General features: G+C 70.5%; 17 protein-coding genes. 11 read left to right on the forward strand and 6 right to left on the reverse strand.

The window, feature by feature from the left end; genetic code table 11:
* The first annotated feature begins 209 nt into the window (after positions 1 to 209).
* The 5 genes from DDF67_RS01200 (at position 210) to DDF67_RS01220 (ending at position 6,602) form a co-directional block, all read left to right on the forward strand.
* The gene (locus DDF67_RS01200; RefSeq protein ID WP_199229110.1) at positions 210 to 1,685 is read left to right on the forward strand and encodes a hypothetical protein; all 1,476 of its coding nucleotides are present in this window, start codon (positions 210 to 212) and stop codon (positions 1,683 to 1,685) included.
* Positions 1,682 to 2,599 (forward strand): site-specific tyrosine recombinase XerD, encoded by a 918-nt coding sequence (locus DDF67_RS01205; RefSeq protein ID WP_109099148.1) that lies wholly within the window; start codon positions 1,682 to 1,684, stop codon positions 2,597 to 2,599. Before DDF67_RS01200 ends, DDF67_RS01205 begins: the two co-directional genes overlap by 4 nt.
* Before the next feature lie 89 nt (positions 2,600 to 2,688).
* Positions 2,689 to 4,107, forward strand: a complete 1,419-nt coding sequence (locus DDF67_RS01210) for a purple acid phosphatase family protein (RefSeq protein WP_109099149.1) — start codon at positions 2,689 to 2,691, stop codon at positions 4,105 to 4,107.
* Positions 4,108 to 4,200: 93 nt separating this feature from the next.
* Complete coding sequence (locus tag DDF67_RS01215; RefSeq protein WP_109099150.1) at positions 4,201 to 4,422, forward strand: alkylphosphonate utilization protein; 222 nt, start codon at positions 4,201 to 4,203, stop codon at positions 4,420 to 4,422.
* 110 nt (positions 4,423 to 4,532) lie between these two features.
* Positions 4,533 to 6,602 (forward strand): ATP-binding protein, encoded by a 2,070-nt coding sequence (locus DDF67_RS01220; protein ID WP_109099151.1) that lies wholly within the window; start codon positions 4,533 to 4,535, stop codon positions 6,600 to 6,602.
* On the opposite strand, the gene DDF67_RS01225 is transcribed toward DDF67_RS01220, so the two are convergent.
* The 3 genes from DDF67_RS01225 to DDF67_RS01235 all read right to left on the reverse strand — a co-directional run bounded on the left by DDF67_RS01225 (position 6,599) and on the right by DDF67_RS01235 (position 9,152).
* On the reverse strand, positions 6,599 to 7,576 hold the full coding sequence (locus tag DDF67_RS01225; protein ID WP_109099152.1) for a phosphotransferase: 978 nt from the start codon (positions 7,574 to 7,576) through the stop codon (positions 6,599 to 6,601). The genes DDF67_RS01220 and DDF67_RS01225 overlap by 4 nt on opposite strands.
* A gap of 77 nt (positions 7,577 to 7,653) precedes the next feature.
* Positions 7,654 to 8,139 (reverse strand): VOC family protein, encoded by a 486-nt coding sequence (locus tag DDF67_RS01230; protein ID WP_109099153.1) that lies wholly within the window; start codon positions 8,137 to 8,139, stop codon positions 7,654 to 7,656.
* Positions 8,140 to 8,264: 125 nt separating this feature from the next.
* The gene (locus tag DDF67_RS01235; protein WP_109099154.1) at positions 8,265 to 9,152 is read right to left on the reverse strand and encodes a LysR family transcriptional regulator; all 888 of its coding nucleotides are present in this window, start codon (positions 9,150 to 9,152) and stop codon (positions 8,265 to 8,267) included.
* Between the two features lie 120 nt (positions 9,153 to 9,272).
* Here DDF67_RS01235 and DDF67_RS01240 point away from each other — a divergent pair, with 120 nt between their 5' ends.
* From DDF67_RS01240 to DDF67_RS01255, 4 genes are all read left to right on the forward strand, one after another.
* Entirely contained in the window at positions 9,273 to 10,271 is a 999-nt protein-coding gene (locus DDF67_RS01240; protein WP_109099155.1) for an aldo/keto reductase, read from the forward strand.
* Between the two features lie 98 nt (positions 10,272 to 10,369).
* Complete coding sequence (locus tag DDF67_RS01245) at positions 10,370 to 11,389, forward strand: mechanosensitive ion channel family protein (RefSeq protein ID WP_109099156.1); 1,020 nt, start codon at positions 10,370 to 10,372, stop codon at positions 11,387 to 11,389.
* Positions 11,390 to 11,392: 3 nt separating this feature from the next.
* On the forward strand, positions 11,393 to 11,752 hold the full coding sequence (locus tag DDF67_RS01250) for a hypothetical protein (RefSeq protein WP_109099157.1): 360 nt from the start codon (positions 11,393 to 11,395) through the stop codon (positions 11,750 to 11,752).
* 95 nt (positions 11,753 to 11,847) lie between these two features.
* Positions 11,848 to 12,897, forward strand: coding sequence for an HpcH/HpaI aldolase/citrate lyase family protein (locus DDF67_RS01255; protein ID WP_109099158.1), 1,050 nt, complete (start codon positions 11,848 to 11,850; stop codon positions 12,895 to 12,897).
* Here DDF67_RS01255 and DDF67_RS01260 read toward each other — a convergent pair.
* The gene (locus DDF67_RS01260; RefSeq protein WP_109099159.1) at positions 12,885 to 13,376 is read right to left on the reverse strand and encodes a hypothetical protein; all 492 of its coding nucleotides are present in this window, start codon (positions 13,374 to 13,376) and stop codon (positions 12,885 to 12,887) included. The two genes, DDF67_RS01255 and DDF67_RS01260, sit on opposite strands and share 13 nt — an antisense overlap.
* Before the next feature lie 176 nt (positions 13,377 to 13,552).
* Between DDF67_RS01260 and DDF67_RS01265 the strand changes: the two genes are divergently transcribed.
* The gene (locus DDF67_RS01265; RefSeq protein WP_109099160.1) at positions 13,553 to 14,590 is read left to right on the forward strand and encodes a bifunctional nicotinamide-nucleotide adenylyltransferase/Nudix hydroxylase; all 1,038 of its coding nucleotides are present in this window, start codon (positions 13,553 to 13,555) and stop codon (positions 14,588 to 14,590) included.
* Positions 14,591 to 14,654: 64 nt separating this feature from the next.
* A complete protein-coding gene (locus tag DDF67_RS01270) occupies positions 14,655 to 16,046 on the forward strand; it encodes a nicotinate phosphoribosyltransferase (RefSeq protein WP_109099161.1) in 1,392 nt (463 codons plus the stop codon).
* 126 nt (positions 16,047 to 16,172) lie between these two features.
* Here DDF67_RS01270 and DDF67_RS01275 read toward each other — a convergent pair whose 3' ends face one another.
* Together DDF67_RS01275 and DDF67_RS01280 are read right to left on the reverse strand one after the other, a co-directional pair.
* On the reverse strand, positions 16,173 to 16,859 hold the full coding sequence (locus DDF67_RS01275) for a type 1 glutamine amidotransferase domain-containing protein (protein WP_109099162.1): 687 nt from the start codon (positions 16,857 to 16,859) through the stop codon (positions 16,173 to 16,175).
* Between the two features lie 251 nt (positions 16,860 to 17,110).
* Entirely contained in the window at positions 17,111 to 17,623 is a 513-nt protein-coding gene (locus DDF67_RS01280) for a hypothetical protein (RefSeq protein ID WP_109099163.1), read from the reverse strand.
* Between the last annotated feature and the right edge of the window lie 331 nt (positions 17,624 to 17,954).

The raw sequence follows: 17,954 nt of genomic DNA on the forward strand, positions 1-17,954 counted from the left end.
ACGCGGCTCGACCACTCCCGTCCGCACTGATGGACGTATGGAGCCCCCCAGAGGCTCAAGCTCACGCTAGGTAAGCTGCACATTCGCGCTTTGGACCCAAATTGGGCCCCTCGCAAGCATTTATGGGCGACCGCGGTTACGCCCTTTCGCCGCTCTATCGCCGTCCAACCGTCTTCTGCCTGCCGCGCTTCCTTGCCATAGTGGGAGTCATGGCTTTCTCCCCGCGTTCCCCGCTGGCGCTCGCCGCCGCCGTTTCCGTTCTCGCCGTCGCGGCCTCTGCGCACGCCCAGGACGTGGCCGTGTCCACGCTGGCGCCGCCCGACCTGTTCTCCAATCCGGCCGCCGACACCGGCCTGCCCGGCGACCTGTGGAAGGACGCCTCGCCGGGCCTGATGCGCGAGACCCTGCCCAGGCTGGCCGCCAAGCCGCTGTCGCCGGCCTTCGCCGAGTTCGCACGGCGGGTGCTGGCCACCGGGGCGCGAGCGCCCGCCGGGGTCGGCGACGATCCCGAGATGGGCGGGACGCGGGCCCTGGCCCTGATCGCCCTGGGCGAGGCGGCCGGCGCCAAGCGGGTGATGGACCGCACGCCGGGTCTCGACCAAAACGCCGCCCTGGCCATGGCCGCCGCCGAGGCCAGCCTGATCGCCGGCGACGACGACCGCGCCTGCGCCGTGGCCGATGCGCTGAGCGCCGACCGCGGAACGGGCTACTGGCTGCGGCTGCGGGCCTTCTGCCAGGCGCGGGCGGGCCAGACCGCCGAGGCCCAACTGACCTTCAACCTCGCCCAGCAGCAGGGCAAGGACGCCGACTACGCCCGGCTGATGCCGGCCCTGCTGTCGGGCGCCGCGCCGACCGGCGGCGCCAATCTGCGCACCGGCATCAACTACGCCCTGTCCAGGAAGCTGGGGCTCGACGTCCAGGCCGCCTCGGCCACCGCGACGCCGGCCACCCGGGGCGTTCTGGCGCCGCCGGCCGACGACCTGGCCGCCGCTCAAGGTTCGGACTGGGCGTTCCTGAAATCAGCAAAGCCCGGCGCGGACTTCGCCGCCGCCGCTCGCGCCGCCGCCCCGCTGATCGCGGCCATGGTCGCCGCCGACGCGCCGATCACCGAGCCTGGCCTCTTCCTGCGCGCGGCCCTGACGGCGGGCGACGTCAAGACCGCCCAGGCCATTCGCGGCAAGATGACGGGCGACGCCATACCCGGCGTGGGCAACCAGGACCTGGCCCTGTTCGACGCCGCCCTGGCCGCGAGCTCGGGCGGCTCGACCGACCAGGCGCTGGACCGGCTCGTGGAGCTGGGCGCCAGCGGCGGAGCCAAGTCGCCGGCCCAGCCAGCCGCCGTGGTGCTGCAGGCCCTGGGCGGAGCGCTGAGCCCCGAGGACCGTACGACCTTCGCAAGCTTCGAGGCGGGTAAGTCGAACGCTTCGGCCGCGCGGCTGGCGCTGCTGGACAGCGCGGCCGCCGCCGGCCGCAAGGGCGAGGCCGCCGTGCTGGCCCTGTCGGTCGCCGCCGAGGCCGGCGTCGCGGGACCCTCGGCCGCCGACCGCGGCCGCATCGTCGCGGCCCTGAACCGCGCGGGCCTCTCCGCCGACGCCCGGGCCCTGGCCGTGGAGGGCCTGCTGCCCGCGCCGCCGGCTTCGCCAAAGCCCGCCGCCGCCGCCAAGCCGGCTGCGAAGAAGAAATGAGCGGAAAGGCCGGGGGCTGGGTCGAGGCCTTCCTCGAGATGATGGCGGTCGAGCGCGCGGCCGCCGCCAACACCTTGCGCGCCTACAAGAAGGACCTCGAGGACGCCCGTGGCTTTCTGGGCGGCAAGAACGACGATCTCGACACGGCAGACGCAGGGACCATCGAGGCCTATTTCCAGGACCTCGGCGCGCGCGGCCTGTCGCCGGCCACGGCGGCGCGGCGACGCTCCGCCGTGCGGCAGTTCTATCGCTTCGCCCTGGGGGAGGGTTGGCGCACCGACGATCCGTCGCGCCGCGTCGTGGCTCCCAAGGCCGGCCGGCCCCTGCCCAAGGTATTGTCGCGGGCCGAGATCGACGCCCTGCTGGCGGCGGCTTCCGACAAGGACGGGGCCCAGGGCCTGCGCCTGTCGTGCATCATCGAGCTGCTCTACGCCTCGGGCCTGCGGATCAGCGAGCTCTTGGCCCTGCCGCTGTCGGCGCTGGCCCGCGATCCGGCCTTCCTGATGGTCAAGGGCAAGGGCGGCAAGGAGCGTCTGGCCCCGCTGAACGACGCGGCCCGCGCGGCGGTGAAGGCCTATCTGGAGGGAAGGCTGCAATTCCTGCCAAAGGGCCAGAAGGACAGCCCCTGGCTGTTCCCCTCGCGCGGCAAGGGCGGACGGCTGACGGCGCGGCGGGTGTCGCAACTGCTGGAGGACGCGGCCATTGCTGGCGGCGTCGACCGCGAGAAGGTCAGCCCCCACGTGCTGCGCCACGCCTTCGCCACTCATCTGCTGGAGGGCGGGGCCGACCTGCGGGTGATCCAGACCCTGCTGGGCCACGCCGACATCGGCACCACCCAGATCTACACCCACGTGGCCGGCGAGCATCTGGCCGAGGTGGTGCGCACCAAGCACCCGCTGGGGAAGAAGGGGTAGGAGCGGTGGATCTTCGTCAATCTGTCACGGAACCCGGGCAGTAGCGCGGGGCGGCGGCGGTGGGGTCGTCAGTCGGCGGAGGGAATGTCATGAGCCTGCGGAAACTTCTGGTCGGTGCGGCGGCGATCGGGCTCGCGGCGCTGTCGACGACGCCGGGTCTCGCCCAGGAAGCCGCCCAGCCCGTTCCGCGCTCGCCCGGCCTGCCGTTCAAGCCCAAGGGCCTGCCCGACCGCATCGTGCTGACCGCGGGCGCTGATCCCTCGCGCGAAATGGCCGTGGCCTGGCGCACCGATCCACGCCAGGCCAGCGCCGAGATCCAGCTGGCCCCGGCCATCGACGGCCCCAGCCTGGCCTTCCACGCCAGCACGCTGTCTGGGACCAGCAAGGCGATCGACAGCGCCAACGGCCCGGCCCTCTATCACCAGGCCCGCCTGACGGGCCTGTCGCCCGATACGGCCTATGTCTACCGCGTGAAGGGCGCCGACGGCTGGAGCGAGTGGCTGCAGTTCCACACCGCCGCGGCGACGTTCCGGCCGTTCCGTTTCCTCTATCTGGGCGACACCCAGAACGGCATCCTGCCGATCGGCTCGCGGGTGATCCGCCAGGGCTTCCAGTCGACCGCCGCGCCGGCCCTGGTGCTGCACGCCGGCGACCTGGTGGCCCAGCGCGACGACCTCGACCACGACGACGAGTGGGGCGAGTGGACAGCGGCCGGCGCCTACAACTTCTCGACCGTTCCGCAGCTGCCGGCCACCGGCAACCACGAATATGTCGACGTGACCAAGCCCGACGGGGCCGAGAGTCGCAAGCTTGGTCCCTACTGGCCGCTGCAGTTCGCCCTGCCGGCCAACGGCGCCGAGCCCGTTAAGGAGACGACCTACTACGTCGACTACCAGGGCGTTCGCTTCATCATCCTGGACGGCACGGCCGCCCTCGACCTGGGCGCGCTGGAGGCCCAGACCCGCTGGCTGGACCAGACCCTGGCCGCCAGCAAGGCCAGGTGGAACATCGTCACCTTCCACCAGCCGATCTTCACCTGCGCCCGCCCGCAGGACACCGAAAAGCTGAAGGCCGCCTGGAAGCCGGTGTTCGAGGCCCGCAAGGTCGATCTGGTGCTGCAGGGCCACGACCATTGCTACGCGCGCCTGACCAGCGAGGCCGGCAAGGCCGACGCCGCCAGCCGCCACGCGGCCGGCAAGCCGCAGGGGCCGGTCTATGTGGTCTCGGTGGTCGGCTCGAAGATGTACGCCCTGAACGACCGCGCCCTGACCCAGCCCGACAAGGTCGCCGCCGACACCGAGTTCTACCAGGTGATCGACGTGGCGGCCGACACGCTGGGCTTCGCCGCCTACACCGCCACCGGCAAGCTCTACGACGCCTTCACGCTGAAGCGGGCCAAGGACGGCTCCAAGACCCTGGTCGAGAGCAAGGAGTCGATGCTGGCCCAGCGCGTCTGCAACGGCGCCACCGGGCCGGACGGCGCGCCGTGCCTGGGCCGCGCGAAGTAGGTCGCGGCGGCGAAACGCCTGGACTTTCGTCTAGCGGCCTCTAAGAAGCCCGTACTTTTTGTGCGGGCTTATCTTGAGCCCAGGGAGCCTTCCATGTCCGACGAAACCCGCGATTCCAACGGCGCGATCCTTGCCGACGGCGACAACGTCACCCTGATCAAGGACCTGAAGGTCAAGGGCTCGGGCGGGGTGACCCTCAAGCGCGGGACCCTGGTCAGGAAGATCCGCCTGACCGGCGATCCCGAAGAGATCGAGGCCAATGTCGACAAGGTGAAGGGCCTCGTGCTGCGCACCGAGTTCGTCAAGAAGGCCTAGAAGCGCCCATCGTCAGAAATTCCCGTCTCGTCTTAACGGTTTAGGCGGGGTTGGGCGCGATCCTGCCGTCGATTTCGTCGGGGGATGACGAAGGGATCGCGAGTAGGCGTATGTGGGCTTTAAAACGGTTCGTGGGCGAGGCGCGGCAGACGCGCCTGCTGCTGGCGCTGATCCTCGCCTACGCCGTGACCATTGCCTATTGCGATCTTCTCACCCGCGGGCCGTCGGGCATGGCCACCCTGTGGCCGTGCAACGGCTTGCTGGCCGGCGGCCTCGTCCTGCTGACGCCGCGCCGCAGCCTGATCCTCCTGGCCGTCTCGACCGTCTGCCACGTGCTGCTGGATCGCCTGGGCGGCACGGCGCCGGCGATGACGGCCCTGTTCACGGTGCTCGACGCCATCGAGGCGGCGGTGATCGCGGTGGTGCTGCGCAAGGCGTTCGGCGGGCCGCCGCGGCTGAAGAACCTGGCCCAGGCCCTGCGGGTGGTTGGGCTGGCCCTGCCGATCACCGCCGTCCTGGCCGTGGTCGGCGCCTTCGCCAGCGCCCCGATGCTCAACGTCCCGCTGCCGGTGCTGATCAAGAACTGGATGTTCGTCAACGCCCTGGGCATGACGGCCGGCCTGCCGATCGCCCTGATCCTGTTCGACCCGCGCATCCAGCGCGGTTTCGAGCGGCCGGTCTGGGAGAAGATCGCCTGCTACGTGATGGTCGCGGCCGCGGCGCTGATCGCCTTCGGACGCCCCGGCCACACCTTGCCGTTCCTGGTGTTTCCCGCCGGCGTGCTGGTGGCCTTCCGGCTGGGGCCCAAGGGCGCGGCCTGGGCGACGGTGATCGTGGCGGCCATCGCCGCGCCGCTGAGCGTGCTGGGCATCGTGGCCGAAGCCGCGACGCGAGCCCAGGCCTCCGAGCGCATGCACGCCCTGCAGTTCCTGGTCAGCGCGCTGCTGTTCACCTGCCTGGCCGCCGCCCTGGCCCTGGCCAACCAGCAGCGGCTCAAGCGGCTGCTGGTGCGGCGCCAGGCCCTGGCCCGCAAGGCCCAGGCCCGCGCCCAGGCCGCCAGCCAGGCCAAGACCGAGTTCCTGGCCACCATGAGCCACGAGATCCGTACGCCGCTCAACAGCGTGCTGGGCTTCACCCGCCTGCTGGCCGACCGCAACGACCTGGCTCCCGAGGCCCGTCGGCACGTGGGGCTGATCGACGGGGCGGGCGGGGCGCTGCTGACCCTGGTCAACGACGTGCTCGACTTCTCGCGGGTCGAGGCCGGCCGGGTGGAGTTGCAGGTCGCGCCCGCGCGGGCCGAGGCGGTGCTGCGCGACGCCGTCGCCATCGTCGCCCAGGACGCCCGCGCCAAGGGGCTGACGCTTGAGATCGAGATGACGGGCGACACGGGGCGCCATCACGGCCTCGACGCCGACCGCCTGCGCCAGGTGCTGCTGAACCTGCTCAACAACGCCGTGAAGTTCACGCCGGCCGGCCGGGTGACCGCGCGGCTGGCGGTTGCGCCCGGAAAGGGCGTCGACCTGCTGCGGATCGAGATCGCCGACACCGGCATCGGCGTGCCGCCGCAGCTGCGCGACCGCCTGTTCCAGCGCTTCAGCCAGGGCGACAGCTCGGTGACCCGGGCCTTTGGCGGGGCGGGCCTGGGGCTGGCGATCAGCAAGGCGCTGGTCGAGCTGATGGGCGGAAGCATCGGCATGAGCGCCAATCCGGACCAGGGCTCGACCTTCTGGATCGAGCTGGCGGCGCAGCCCTGCGAGGCCGCGCCCCAGGTGAGCGCCGCGGCGGGCGGCCGGATCGCCGCCGCGCGCATCCTGCTGGTCGACGACCATCCGATGAACCGCGAGATCGGCGGGGCCTTCCTTACCCTGGCCGGCTGCGAGGTGATCACCGCCGAGAACGGCCAGCAGGCGGTCGAGATGGCGGGCGGCGGCGACTTCGACATCGTGCTGATGGACATCCATATGCCCGGCATGGACGGCCTGACCGCCACCCGGGCCATCCGGGCGCTGCCCGGGTCGGCCTCGGCCGTGCCGATCATCGCCATGAGCGCCGACGCCCTGCCCCAGCAGATCGCCCAGTGCCGCGAGGCCGGCATGGTCGACCATGTGGCCAAGCCGATCCAGAAGGACCTGCTCTACGCCACGGTCGAGGCCTGGCTGCGCGAGCCCGAGGCGGCTTAGGCGACCGCGATCCTGCGCCGCGTCCAGCGGTCCGCTGCGGCGAGCCGGGCGAGGCCGTATTCCAGCCGCCCTCGCCAGGTCTCCAGCAGGGGCTGGCCTTCGCCCAGAGCGGCGTGCAACTGGACCAGCGGCCGGCTGGCGACGCCCGGAGCGAGGCGGGCGTCGGGGCGCTCGTCGGCCGCCAGGGCCAGGAACATCACGCCGTAGAACAGGTGGCTGACCCGCCGGGCCAGCGCCAGACGGGCGCGCTGGCGATCAGTCGGCGGGGCGTCGAAATAGACCGCCAGCAGGCGGTCGGCGGCCTGCGGCGAGGGCGCAAACAGGTTGGCGACGGCGGCGAGGTCGATATAGCGGTCGGCCGCGAAGGCCGACTCCCAGTCGATCAGCCACAGCCTCCGTCCGTCGCTGAGGATGTTGCGGGGGTTGAGGTCGTTGTGGCTGGAGACCGTCTCGACGCCGGCCGCACGGCTGCTCTTCGCCAACCCGGCCCACAGCGTCGCTGTCCGCTCGCGTGTCTCCGGCGCCAGCAGGGGTCGATCTAGAAGCCCGGTGACCAGGCCGTCCAGAGCGTCGACATAGTCAGTCAGCGGCGGGAAGGCCGGAGCCTCGTGCAGCAGGCGCACGGTGCGGGCCAGCTCATCCAGCAGCGCCGGGCCGCCGCCGGGAAAGTCGGAAAGAAGCCGAGGCTCGATCCATTCGACGATCGTCAGCCCGGCGTCCGGATCGGCGTGGCGCACGCGCGGCGAGAGCAGGGCGTCGGCGGCGATGCGCTGGCAGGCCTGGGCGCGGGCCGGGTCGCGCACGGCGTCGCGGGCCGTGTCGATCCGCAGCACATAGGGAATTCCACCGACCCTGATCCGCCAGCTGCCCGCGCCCGAGAGCCCGCCGGTCAGGCGGGTCTCGGCGTCCACTACGTCGGTGGCGAAGGTCGCCCGCAGGGCGCGGGCGACGGCGGGGATTTCGGCGACGGACATCGGGCGGCCTCTCGACAGTGGCCGCCTAATTCACCCGGATAAAAATACGAGTCAATATTATCCGGGTCAAATATGCATCATTCGCCGCGCGCGGCCTTCTCCAGGGTGGGCACGTCGATCTTGCCCATGGTCATCATCGCGGCGAACACCCGGCCGGCGACGGCCTTGTCGGGGCCGGTGGTCAATTCGATCAGCTGGCGCGGGGTGACCTGCCAGGACAGGCCATAGCGATCCTTCAGCCAGCCGCACTGCGACGGCGCGCCGCCGCCGGCCAGCAGGGCGTCCCAGTAGCGGTCGACCTCGGCCTGGCCGTCGCAGTCGATCGACAGCGAGATCGCCTCGGTGAACTTGAAATGCGGCCCGCCGTTCAGCGCCACATGGGGTTGGCCGTCGAGCTCGAAATAGACGGTCGACACCGACCCGCCCGGACCGGCCGGCGGCGGCACGTCGTCGGGGTAGCGGTTCACCGACACGATCTTCGAGTTGGGAAAGATCGAGACGTAGAACTCGGCGGCCTCCAGGGCCTCTTTGTCGAACCACAGGAACGGCGAGATCTTCGGCATGGCGTTTCCTCCTCCTTCGCGACTGGCGGCCGCGTCTTCCCGAGGACGAAGGAACGCCGGCCATGCCGACAGGGTCGAGGAGAATTTTCGAGGGCGCCGCTAAATCCCTCTCAAAGAGAGGGCCTCTACCCCCGCATCCAGTCGATGAACGCCCGCAGGGCCGGCGATAGCTGGCGGCGGCTGGGGTAGTAGAGGAAGAAGCCGGGGAAGGGCTCGCACCAGTCCTCCAGCAGCGACACCAGGCGGCCGGCGGCGATGTCGTCGGCGACGGCCTCGCGGAACGGGAAGGCCAGGCCCGCGCCGGCGCGGCAGGCCTCCAGCATGACGACGCCGTTGTCGGTGAGCAGGGCCGGCGGCGGGGTGACGACGACGAGGCGGCCCTTGCGCTCGAACTCCCACGGATAGGGCTGGCCCGAGGCGCGGCGGACCAGCAGGCAGCGATGGCCGCTCATCAGGTCTTCCGGCTCCTTGGGGGCGCCGTGACGGGCGATGTAGTCCGGCGTGGCGACCAGGGCCTGGGACAGCTCGCCGCCCAGGGGCACGGCGATCATGTCGGCCTGCAGCCGCTCGCCCAGGCGCACGCCGCAGTCGAAGCCGCCGGCCACGATGTCGGCCAGGGCGTCCTCGCAGACGATCTCGACCCGCACGTCAGGATAGGTGTTCATGAAGCCGCCCAGGCGCGGGGCCAGCAGCATGCGCGCGGCCGTGCTGGCGACGTTGATCCGCAGGCGGCCGGCCGGGCGGTCGCGGAACATCGCCACCTCGTCCAGCGCCGCGTCGATGTCGGCCAGGGCGGGGCCAAGCCTGGCGAGAAGCCGCTCGCCGGCCTCGGTGGGGGCGACGCTGCGAGTGGTGCGGTTGAGCAGGCGCACGTCGAGGCGGGCCTCGAGATTGCGGATCGTGTGGCTGAGGGCCGATGCGGTGACGCCAAGCGCCTGGGCGGCGGCGCGAAAACTGCGGCGCTCGGCGACCAGGGCGAAGACGGCGAGGTCGGGTAGGGGGCGCGAAGACATTGCTGAGACATGCTCAGGAGTGCGTTGAGACCGCAAGCGGTTATCGTGGCCGGCCCCGAGGCCCATCTCCCTGCCGTCGCGGCGGGATCGCGACCGAAAATTCCCGAAAAGGAGCTGCCCATGAAGACGCGCAAACTCGGCGACGGCCTGGAGGTCTCGGCCCTCGGTCTCGGCTGCATGGGCATGAGCTGGGCCTACGGACCCGCCCCCGACAAGCAGGCGATGTTCGACCTGATGGCCAGGGCGGTGGACCTGGGCGTCACCTTCTTCGACACCGCCGAGGTCTACGGCCCCTATGTCAACGAGGAACTGGTCGGCGAGGGCCTGAGGCCGTTCCGCGACAAGGTGGTGATCGCCACCAAGTTCGGTTTCGACATCGCCCCCGACGAGGCCGGCGTGCCGCGCATGCGCGGCGTCAATTCGCGGCCCGACAACATCCGCGCCGTGGCCGAGGCCTCGCTCAAGCGCCTGGGTATCGAGACGATCGACCTCTTCTACCAGCACCGCGTCGACCCGAACGTGCCGATCGAGGACGTGGCGGGAACCGTCAAGGATCTGATCGCCGAGGGCAAGGTCAGGCGCTTCGGCCTGTCGGAAGCCGGCGCTGCGACCATCCGCAAGGCCCAGGCGGTGCAGCCGGTGGCGGCGTTGCAGAGCGAGTATTCGCTGTGGACGCGGGGGATCGAAGCCGAGGTGCTGCCGACCATCCGCGAGCTTGGCATCGGCCTCGTCCCCTACAGCCCGCTGGGCCGCGGCTTCCTGACTGGCGCGATCAAGGCTGGCGACGGCTTCGGAAAGGACGACTTCCGCTCGACCCTGCCGCGCTTCCAGGGCGAGGCCATCGCCAAGAATCAGTCGCTGGTCGAGGCCCTGGTCGAACTGGCGGCCGACAAGAGCGTGACCCCGGCCCAGCTGGCCCTGGCCTGGCTGCTGGCGCAAGGGCCCGACATCGTCCCGATCCCGGGTACGACGAAGGCGGCGCGCCTGGAGGAGAACATCGGCGCGGTGGAGGTTACGCTGTCGGCCGACGACCTGGCGAAGATCGCTGCGGCGGTGCCCGAGACGGAGGTCGAGGGCGCGCGCTACGCGGAAGCCGGACTGGCGATGGTGGGGCGGTAATCTGAACCCTCCCCCTTCGGGGGGAGGGTCTTCTGGGTCGGCCTTTCCGCCGTCGCGGGGCTTGAAAGCCCTGCTCCGGACGGCTCAAACTCCGCCCCATGACCGACAACCCCCTGCAGCGCCTGGACGCCCTCGAGCTGGTCAAGCTCGGCAAGTCGGCGATCACGGTGGGCGGTCTGGCGACGGGGATCGTCATCGTCGTCGCCGCCCTGCTGGCCGCCCGCCTGGCGGCGGCGGGTCTTCGCCGCCTGCGGGCGCGGGCGGCCGACAGCGCGCCGTCGCTCTACATCGTCGAGAAGCTGACCACCTACGGCCTGGTGCTGGTCGGCTTGCTGGCGGCCCTGTCGACCATGGGCATCGACCTGACCTCGCTGACGGTGTTCGCCGGCGCCGTGGGCGTGGGCGTCGGCCTTGGCCTGCAGGGGGTGATCAAGGACTTCGCCTCGGGCGTCAGCCTGGTGTTCGAGCGGCTGGTGGCGGTGGGCGACTTCGTGGAGCTGTCGAACGGCGCGCGCGGGGTGGTGCACGAGATCGGGCCGCGCGCCACCCGCATCCGCACCAACGACGCCACCGACGTGATCGTGCCCAACTCGGTGCTGGTGAACGACCAGGTGATCAACTGGACCCTGCGCGGCACGACCCGCCGCATCCGCGTGCCGTTCGTCACCGCCTTCGGGGTCGACAAGGAACTGGTGCGCGAGGCGGTGCTGAAGGCCGCCCGCAGCGTGCCCTTCACCAGCGCCGACGACGCGGTGCGCCGCACCCAGGTGTGGCTGGTCGGCTATGGCGAGCACGCCCTGAAGTTCGAGCTGATCGTCTGGCCGACGGTCGAGGCCGTGCGCCGGCCGGCGGCGATCTTCGCGGCCTATACCTGGGCCATCGACGACGCCTTGCGCGGGGCCGGGATCGAGATTCCCTATCCGCAGCGCGACGTGCGCCTGCGCGGCCTGTTCGGCGAAGAGGGCGAGGACGCCCGCGCCGCCCTGCGCCTGGAGCCCCGAGCGGCCCGCAAGGCCAGGGGCAAGGCGGCGACCCACGTCTCGCAGAACGACGCCGCCGACGAGCTGGGCCGCGAGGATCCGGACAACGCGCCGCCGCCCAGGCCGGCGCAGAGCTGAGCCTTGCGCGGCGCCGCCCGGCCGTCGCATGATCTCGCCATGCTGGAATGCTCCATGTCCTTCGGCGACAACGTCCGCATCCGTCCTTCGCCCGAAGCCGAGCGCCTGGGCGTGGCGGGCAGGGTCGGAAGCGTTCGCGGCGAGACGACGCCGAGCGTTTCGGGCGTGGACGTCGTCGGCGTCATGGAGCGCGATTTCGCGGTGAACGTCTTCTTCGACGATCTCGACGAGGGTTTCTGGTTCGCCGAGCAACTCGTCGAGTTCGTCGACCACGGCGCGGGCGCCGAGATCAGGATCTATGGCGTCGACAAGCGCTGGGTGCGCGGCGAGGACGGCGAATGGATCGAGCACGACGTCCAGTAGCGTGGGCGGACCTTCCCCCGCGCCACCCTTGACCCCCTCGCGCGCGCGCCGCAGTCTTCTCGCAACTGCGAAATAAGCACCTAGGGAAGACGCGCATGAAGACCGCTAGAGGCTTCTTCAAACCCCTGGCCATCGGCGCGCCAGCGCCGTGGCGCGAGCTGCCCGCCCGCGTCGAGCGGATGATCCATTTCGTGCCGCCGCATCTGGAGAAGGTGCGGGCCAAGGTCGGCGAGATCGCCCCTACGGTGGACGTGATCCTGGCCAACCTGGAGGACGCCATCCCCGCCGACGCCAAGGGCGCGGCCCTGGCCGGGACTATCGCCCTGTCGCGCGAGGTCGACTTTGCGGCCCTGGGCGTGGGGCTGTGGGTGCGGATCAACTGCCTCAACTCGCCCTGGCACCTGGACGAGGTGGCGACCCTGGTCGAGAAGGCGGGCGACAGGATCGACGTCATTATGGTTCCCAAGGTCGAGGGGCCGTGGGACATCTTCTATATCGACCAGCTGCTGGCCTCGCTGGAGGCCAAGCACGGCGTCACCCGGCCGATCCTGCTGCACGCCATCCTGGAGACGGCCGAAGGGGTGATGAACGTCGAGCAGATCGCCGGCGCCAGCCCGCGCATGCAGGGGATCAGCCTGGGGCCGGCCGATCTGGCGGCCAGCCGGGCGATGAAGACCACCCGTGTCGGCGGCGGCCATCCGGGCTATCGCGTGATTGAAGATCCGCATGCGGACGGTTCGCCCCGCGTTTCAGTGCAGCAGGATCTCTGGCACTACACCTTCGCCAAGATGGTCGACGCCTGCGCGGCCCACGGGATCAAGCCGTTCTACGGTCCGTTCGGCGCGATCGACGACCCGGTCGCCTGCGAGCAGCAGTTCCGCAACGCCTTCCTGATGGGCTGCGCCGGGGCCTGGAGCCTGCACCCCAGCCAGATCGCCATCGCCAAGCAGGTGTTCAGCCCCGATCCCACGGAGGTGGCCTTCGCGAAAAGGATCCTGGAGGCCATGCCCGACGGCTCGGGCGTGGCGATGATCGACGGCAAGATGCAGGACGACGCCACCTGGAAACAGGCCAAGGTGATGGTCGACTGCGCCCGCCAGATCGCCGCCAAGGACGCCGAGTACGCGGCGCTCTACGGGTTCTGAGGATCGGACAGGCTGAGCGGCGGCCGGCGCCGGGCCAGACGCTCGGCCTTTCTGGAGGCTGGACGCTCGCGCATGCCGTGGACGGCGCAGAGGATGATCCCGCCGAAGTAGGCGAGGAAGAAGGCCCAGCCAAGAACAGGGCCGTCGGTCGGCTGGCCATTCGCCAGGGAAATCAACGCCAGCCAGGCGCCCGCCAGAAGGGCCAGGGCGCCGGCCAGCACGGCGGTCCAGCCGGTGACGTCGGCGGCGAGCCGTAAGCCGCGGCGGCTGTCGCGCCGGGTGAAGAGATTGAGCAGGAAGGCCGCCGCCGGCGCCGCGAAGAAGCCGAAGAGAAAGCGCGCCAGACCGGGCATGAAGTCGCCGTCGTATTCGTCGGGATCTGCCGGCGGGAGCCCGATCGCCAGCAGCAGCAGGGCCGGCAGTGTCGTCAGGGCGGCGGCGATCCCTTGCTGGGTCAGGTAGGCGTTGCGTTCCGACATGGGCTCGTCTTGGCGCGAGCGCCCAGCCTGGTCCAGCGCCGCGCGGCGACGGCACCGACAATCCTTCAACCTTGCACGAGGCCTGCACGCCGGGGTTGACAACCGCTTTTGCTCAAAGTTAGCATAACACATGTCGCCGGATAGACCGGCGACGGACATCGGCGTGAGGGAGTCTCATGCGCTTCGACTATCTCGTCCTGATCGGACGTTTCCAGCCGTTCCACAACGGCCATGCCTCGGTGCTGCGGCACGCCCTGCGCCTGGCGCGCAAGGTCATCGTCCTGACCGGCAGCGCCGGCCAGCCCCGCACCATCCGCAACCCCTTCAACGCCGCCGAAAGGGCGGTGATGATCCGCGCCGCCGCCGGCGAGGACGCCGCCCGCGTGATCGTCCGCCCGCTGCGCGACCGCCTCTATGGCGAGACCCTGTGGGTTGGCGACGTGCAGCGCATCGTCGCCGAGGCTGCGGCCCATGACGGCGCGGACGAGGGCGCAACCATCGGCCTGATCGGCCGCAACAAGGACGACGCCACCGCCGCCTATCTGGCCGCCTTTCCGCAATGGGAACTGGTCGACGTGCAGCACGCCGACGTGCTGTCGGCCACCGAGTTGCGCGACTGGCTGCTGACCGGCGAGGCCGGCGGCCTGCGGCTGGTCGAGGCCAATGTGCCAGGCCCTGTGTACGAGATGCTCAGCGCGTTTCGCGACGGCTCGCCCGCCTACGCCCAGCTGGCCCGCGAGCACGCCTTCATCAAGAGCTATCGCCAGGCCTGGGCCGCCGCGCCCTACGCCCCGACCTTCGTCACCGCCGACGCGGTGGTCGTCCATTCCGGCCACGTGCTGCTGGTGCGCCGCCGCGCCGAGCCGGGAAGGGGGCTGTGGGCGCTGCCCGGCGGCTTCGTGAACCAGGGCGAGACCGTGCAGGAGGCGGCGATCCGCGAGCTGCAGGAAGAGACCAGGGCCAAGATCCCGCCGGCCGTGCTGCGCGGCTCGATCAAGGCCAGCCGGGTGTTCGACCACCCCGACCGCTCGCTGCGCGGCCGCACCATCACCCATGCCTTCCACTTCGACTTCCCCGCCGGCCCGCTACCGCGCGTGAAGGGCGCCGACGACGCCGAGCAGGCGCGCTGGGTCCCGATCAGCGAGGCCTTGCTGATGGAGGAGCAGTTCTTCGAGGACCACTTCCACATCCTCGAGCACTTCGTCGGCGCCTGACGCCGGCCAAACCCATCCGACCCGAAAGACGGGACGGTGACCCCGCGGGCAAGGAGCTTCCGCGATGTTCGATAATCTGATCCTCGACACCGACAGCTACAAGGCCAGCCACTGGCTGCAGTATCCGCCCGGCACGACGGGCGCCTTCTCCTATGTGGAAAGCCGGGGCGGGCGCTACGACCGCACGGTCTTCTTCGGCCTGCAGGCCATCTTGAAGACGGCGTTGGCCGCGCCCGTGACCCACGCCATGGTCGACGAGGCGGCCGAGCTGCTGGCCACGCATGGCGAGCCCTTCAACGAGGCCGGCTGGCGGCGGATCGTCGACGTGCACGGCGGCCGCCTGCCGGTGCGCATCCGCGCCGTGCCGGAAGGAACCGTGGTCCCCACGCACCAGGCGCTGATGACCATCGAGAACACCGACCCAGAGTGTTTCTGGCTGCCCTCCTACCTGGAGACCCTGCTGCTGCGGGTCTGGTATCCGGTGACCGTCGCCACGACGAGCTGGGGCGTCAAGCAGACGATCCGCGCGGCGCTGGAGAAGACCAGCGACGATCCGGCGGGCCAGCTGCCGTTCAAGCTGCACGACTTCGGGGCGCGCGGCGTCTCCAGCCGGGAAAGCGCGGCGATCGGCGGGCTGGCGCATCTCGTCAACTTCCTGGGCAGCGACACCCTGAGCGCCGTGCAGGCAGGGCGGGCCTGGTATGGCGAGCCGATGGCCGCCTTCTCCATCCCGGCCGCCGAGCACAGCACGATCACCAGCTGGGGCCGCGAGCGCGAGGCCGACGCCTATCGCAACATGCTGAAGAGCTTCGGCAAGCCCGGCGGCCTGTTCTCGGTGGTGTCCGACAGCTACGACCTGTTCGACGCGGTCAGCCGCATCTGGGGCCAGGAGCTGCGCGACGAGGTGATCGCCAGCGGCGCGACGGTGGTGATCCGGCCGGACTCCGGCGATCCGGTCGCCATCGTCGCCGAGACCCTGAAGCGCCTGGACGAGGCCTTCGGCAGCACGGTCAACGCCAAGGGCTACAAGGTGCTGAACCACGTGCGGGTGATCCAGGGCGACGGGGTCAATCCGGTCAGCATCGCCGCGATCCTGGAGCGGGTGATCGCCGACGGATTCAGCGCCGAGAACCTCGCCTTCGGCATGGGCGGCGGCCTGCTGCAGCAGCTCGACCGCGACACCCAGCGCTTTGCGTTGAAGTGCTCGGCCGCCAAGGTCGACGGCGCCTGGATCGACGTCAGCAAGAACCCGGTCACCGATCCGGGCAAGCGCTCCAAGGCCGGGCGGCTGATGCTGCAGCGGAACGCGGCGGGCGAATATCGCACGGTCGCCGTGACCGAGGGCGAGGCCGCGCCGCAAGGCTGGACCGACGCCATGGTCACGGTGTGGGAAGACGGCGCGCTGCTCGTGGATCACACGCTGGCCGAGGTGCGGGCGCGCAGCGAGCAGGGTTGAGGGCTATAGCCTTCCGTAAAATCCCCGCGAAAGCGGGGACCCAGGTGTTTTCCGAACAGCGCAGCGCTTTACGACAAAAAGCCTGGGCCCCCGCTTTCGCGGGGGTTTTACGGACTAGGGATGACCTCAGGCCCGGGCCGTCAGGCGCTTGACCAGGGCGTGGGCGACGGCGTCGCTGCTGGCGGGGTTCTGGCCGGTGATCAGGTCGCCGTCCTCGACGACGTAGGGCGCCCAGTCGGGGCCCTTCTCGTAGAGGCCGCCGCTTTCCTTCAGCATGTCTTCGACCAGGAACGGCACGATGTTCGTCAGCTCGACGGCGTCTTCCTCGCCATTGGTGAAGCCGGTGACCTTGCGGCCGGCCACCAGCGGACGGCCGTCGGCGGCCTTGACGTGGCGCAGGGCGCCGGGGGCGTGGCAGACCAGGGCATGGGGCTTGCCGGCGCGGTCGAAGGCCTCGATCAGGGCGACGGAGACGGGCGATTCCGCAAGATCCCACAGCGGACCGTGGCCGCCGGGATAGAACACCGCGTCGAAGTCGGCGGCGTTCACGTCGGCCAGCGGCGTGGTCTGGGCCAGGGCCGCCAGCGCGGCCTTGTCGGCCTGGAAGCGGCGGGTCATGTCGGTCTGGAAGTCGGGCAGGTCGCTCTTGGGATCGAGCGGCGGCTGGCCGCCCTTGGGCGAGGCCAGGACGAGGTCAGCGCCGGCGTCCTTGAACACGTAGTAGGGGGCGGCCAGCTCCTCAAGCCAGAAGCCGGTCTTCTTGCCGGTGTCGCCGAGCGTGTCGTGCGATGTCAGGACGATGAGGATTTTCATGGCGGGCTCTTTGCTGTGAAGATCGGGCGGGCGAAGGTGGCGGGGGGCGTCGATCTCTCCGGCATATGGGGTGGCTGGGCGCGGCCGCCATCGGGGACCGGGCGAGAAGGGTTGGCGATAGCGAGGCGAAAGGGTCTGCTGGAGCGGCTCGATCCCATGAAGCAGATCGTTCTGCTGGCGCTTTGCGGCCTGACCGCCTGCGATCGGCTTTCCAACAGTTTCGTCGTCCGCGACGCCGCCTGCGAGGCCGTCTAGCGCCGCGGGCGACGGCCGCCCAGGACGGCGCGCGCCTTGGCGATCTGGTCGCTGGAGGACACGCCCTTTTCATGGGCCAGGAACGAGATGAGCGTGATCGGCCGGCCCATGCGGACGGCCGCCTCGACCTTGTGGTGACCGTCGAGCAGGTAGTGCGCCAGGCACCAATGGGCTTGTTCCTCAGCGGTCTTGGCGTCGAGGACGGATATGGCCAGAGCCGTCGGCTCGTGGCCGTCCGCGATCAGGGCGCAGTAGTGGTCGATGCGGGCCGGATCCAGGTCTTGAGCCTGAAGCATCGGCATGACGAACTCGAACAGGCGCGTGTCAGGCGCAACGGCATGGACGCCTGCCCGATAGTATGCGGTCGAGGCCTCGACCTCAGGATTCCATGAACCGTCGGGACCCCAGGCTTCCAGTTGTTCGCCGGAAAAGTAGTCGCCGGGAGCGCCGTGGATCGTGGCCTCGAGCTCGGAGCGCAGCAGCAGGGCGTCGTACGATCCCAGGGGCATCGCCGTGGCCAGGTGGTCGACCAGCGCGAGGCCAGGGCCTGGACGCCGGCTTCCAGCACTCGCGCCAACGCCTGGACGCCGAGCGGCGAACTCGCGCCGTCCCTGCGCTCGAAGAAGAAGGCGCAGGTATTGCAGATGTTGCCCAGGTGGAAGGCGGGCTTGCCGTCGACCGTCAGGAAGCGATCCCAGACCTTCCAATGGTCGCCGCCCGTTGTGGCGAAGCCCAGGCGCGAGGCGTTGCGTGCGACCTTCGCCGGCAGGAGCTGGATCAGGGTGCTCATGATGGGGCGGTCCTGCGCTCGAGGCGGGGGGGCTGCCCCGCCTCGCGACC

The sequence above is a fragment of the Caulobacter endophyticus genome (assembly GCF_003116815.1).
Lineage (GTDB): Bacteria > Pseudomonadota > Alphaproteobacteria > Caulobacterales > Caulobacteraceae > Caulobacter > Caulobacter endophyticus.

Bases quoted from the DNA above. Each gene is read 5' to 3' on its own strand.
- DDF67_RS01200 (WP_199229110.1), top strand. From the start codon at position 210: ATGGCTTTCTCCCCGCGTTCCCCGCTGGCGCTCGCCGCCGCCGTTTCC.
- DDF67_RS01205 (WP_109099148.1), top strand. From the start codon at position 1,682: ATGAGCGGAAAGGCCGGGGGCTGGGTCGAGGCCTTCCTCGAGATGATG.
- DDF67_RS01210 (WP_109099149.1), top strand. From the start codon at position 2,689: ATGAGCCTGCGGAAACTTCTGGTCGGTGCGGCGGCGATCGGGCTCGCG.
- DDF67_RS01215 (WP_109099150.1), top strand. From the start codon at position 4,201: ATGTCCGACGAAACCCGCGATTCCAACGGCGCGATCCTTGCCGACGGC.
- DDF67_RS01220 (WP_109099151.1), top strand. From the start codon at position 4,533: ATGTGGGCTTTAAAACGGTTCGTGGGCGAGGCGCGGCAGACGCGCCTG.
- DDF67_RS01225 (WP_109099152.1), bottom strand. From the start codon at position 7,576: ATGTCCGTCGCCGAAATCCCCGCCGTCGCCCGCGCCCTGCGGGCGACC.
- DDF67_RS01230 (WP_109099153.1), bottom strand. From the start codon at position 8,139: ATGCCGAAGATCTCGCCGTTCCTGTGGTTCGACAAAGAGGCCCTGGAG.
- DDF67_RS01235 (WP_109099154.1), bottom strand. From the start codon at position 9,152: ATGTCTTCGCGCCCCCTACCCGACCTCGCCGTCTTCGCCCTGGTCGCC.
- DDF67_RS01240 (WP_109099155.1), top strand. From the start codon at position 9,273: ATGAAGACGCGCAAACTCGGCGACGGCCTGGAGGTCTCGGCCCTCGGT.
- DDF67_RS01245 (WP_109099156.1), top strand. From the start codon at position 10,370: ATGACCGACAACCCCCTGCAGCGCCTGGACGCCCTCGAGCTGGTCAAG.
- DDF67_RS01255 (WP_109099158.1), top strand. From the start codon at position 11,848: ATGAAGACCGCTAGAGGCTTCTTCAAACCCCTGGCCATCGGCGCGCCA.
- DDF67_RS01260 (WP_109099159.1), bottom strand. From the start codon at position 13,376: ATGTCGGAACGCAACGCCTACCTGACCCAGCAAGGGATCGCCGCCGCC.
- DDF67_RS01265 (WP_109099160.1), top strand. From the start codon at position 13,553: ATGCGCTTCGACTATCTCGTCCTGATCGGACGTTTCCAGCCGTTCCAC.
- DDF67_RS01270 (WP_109099161.1), top strand. From the start codon at position 14,655: ATGTTCGATAATCTGATCCTCGACACCGACAGCTACAAGGCCAGCCAC.
- DDF67_RS01275 (WP_109099162.1), bottom strand. From the start codon at position 16,859: ATGAAAATCCTCATCGTCCTGACATCGCACGACACGCTCGGCGACACC.
- DDF67_RS01280 (WP_109099163.1), bottom strand. From the start codon at position 17,623: ATGCCCCTGGGATCGTACGACGCCCTGCTGCTGCGCTCCGAGCTCGAG.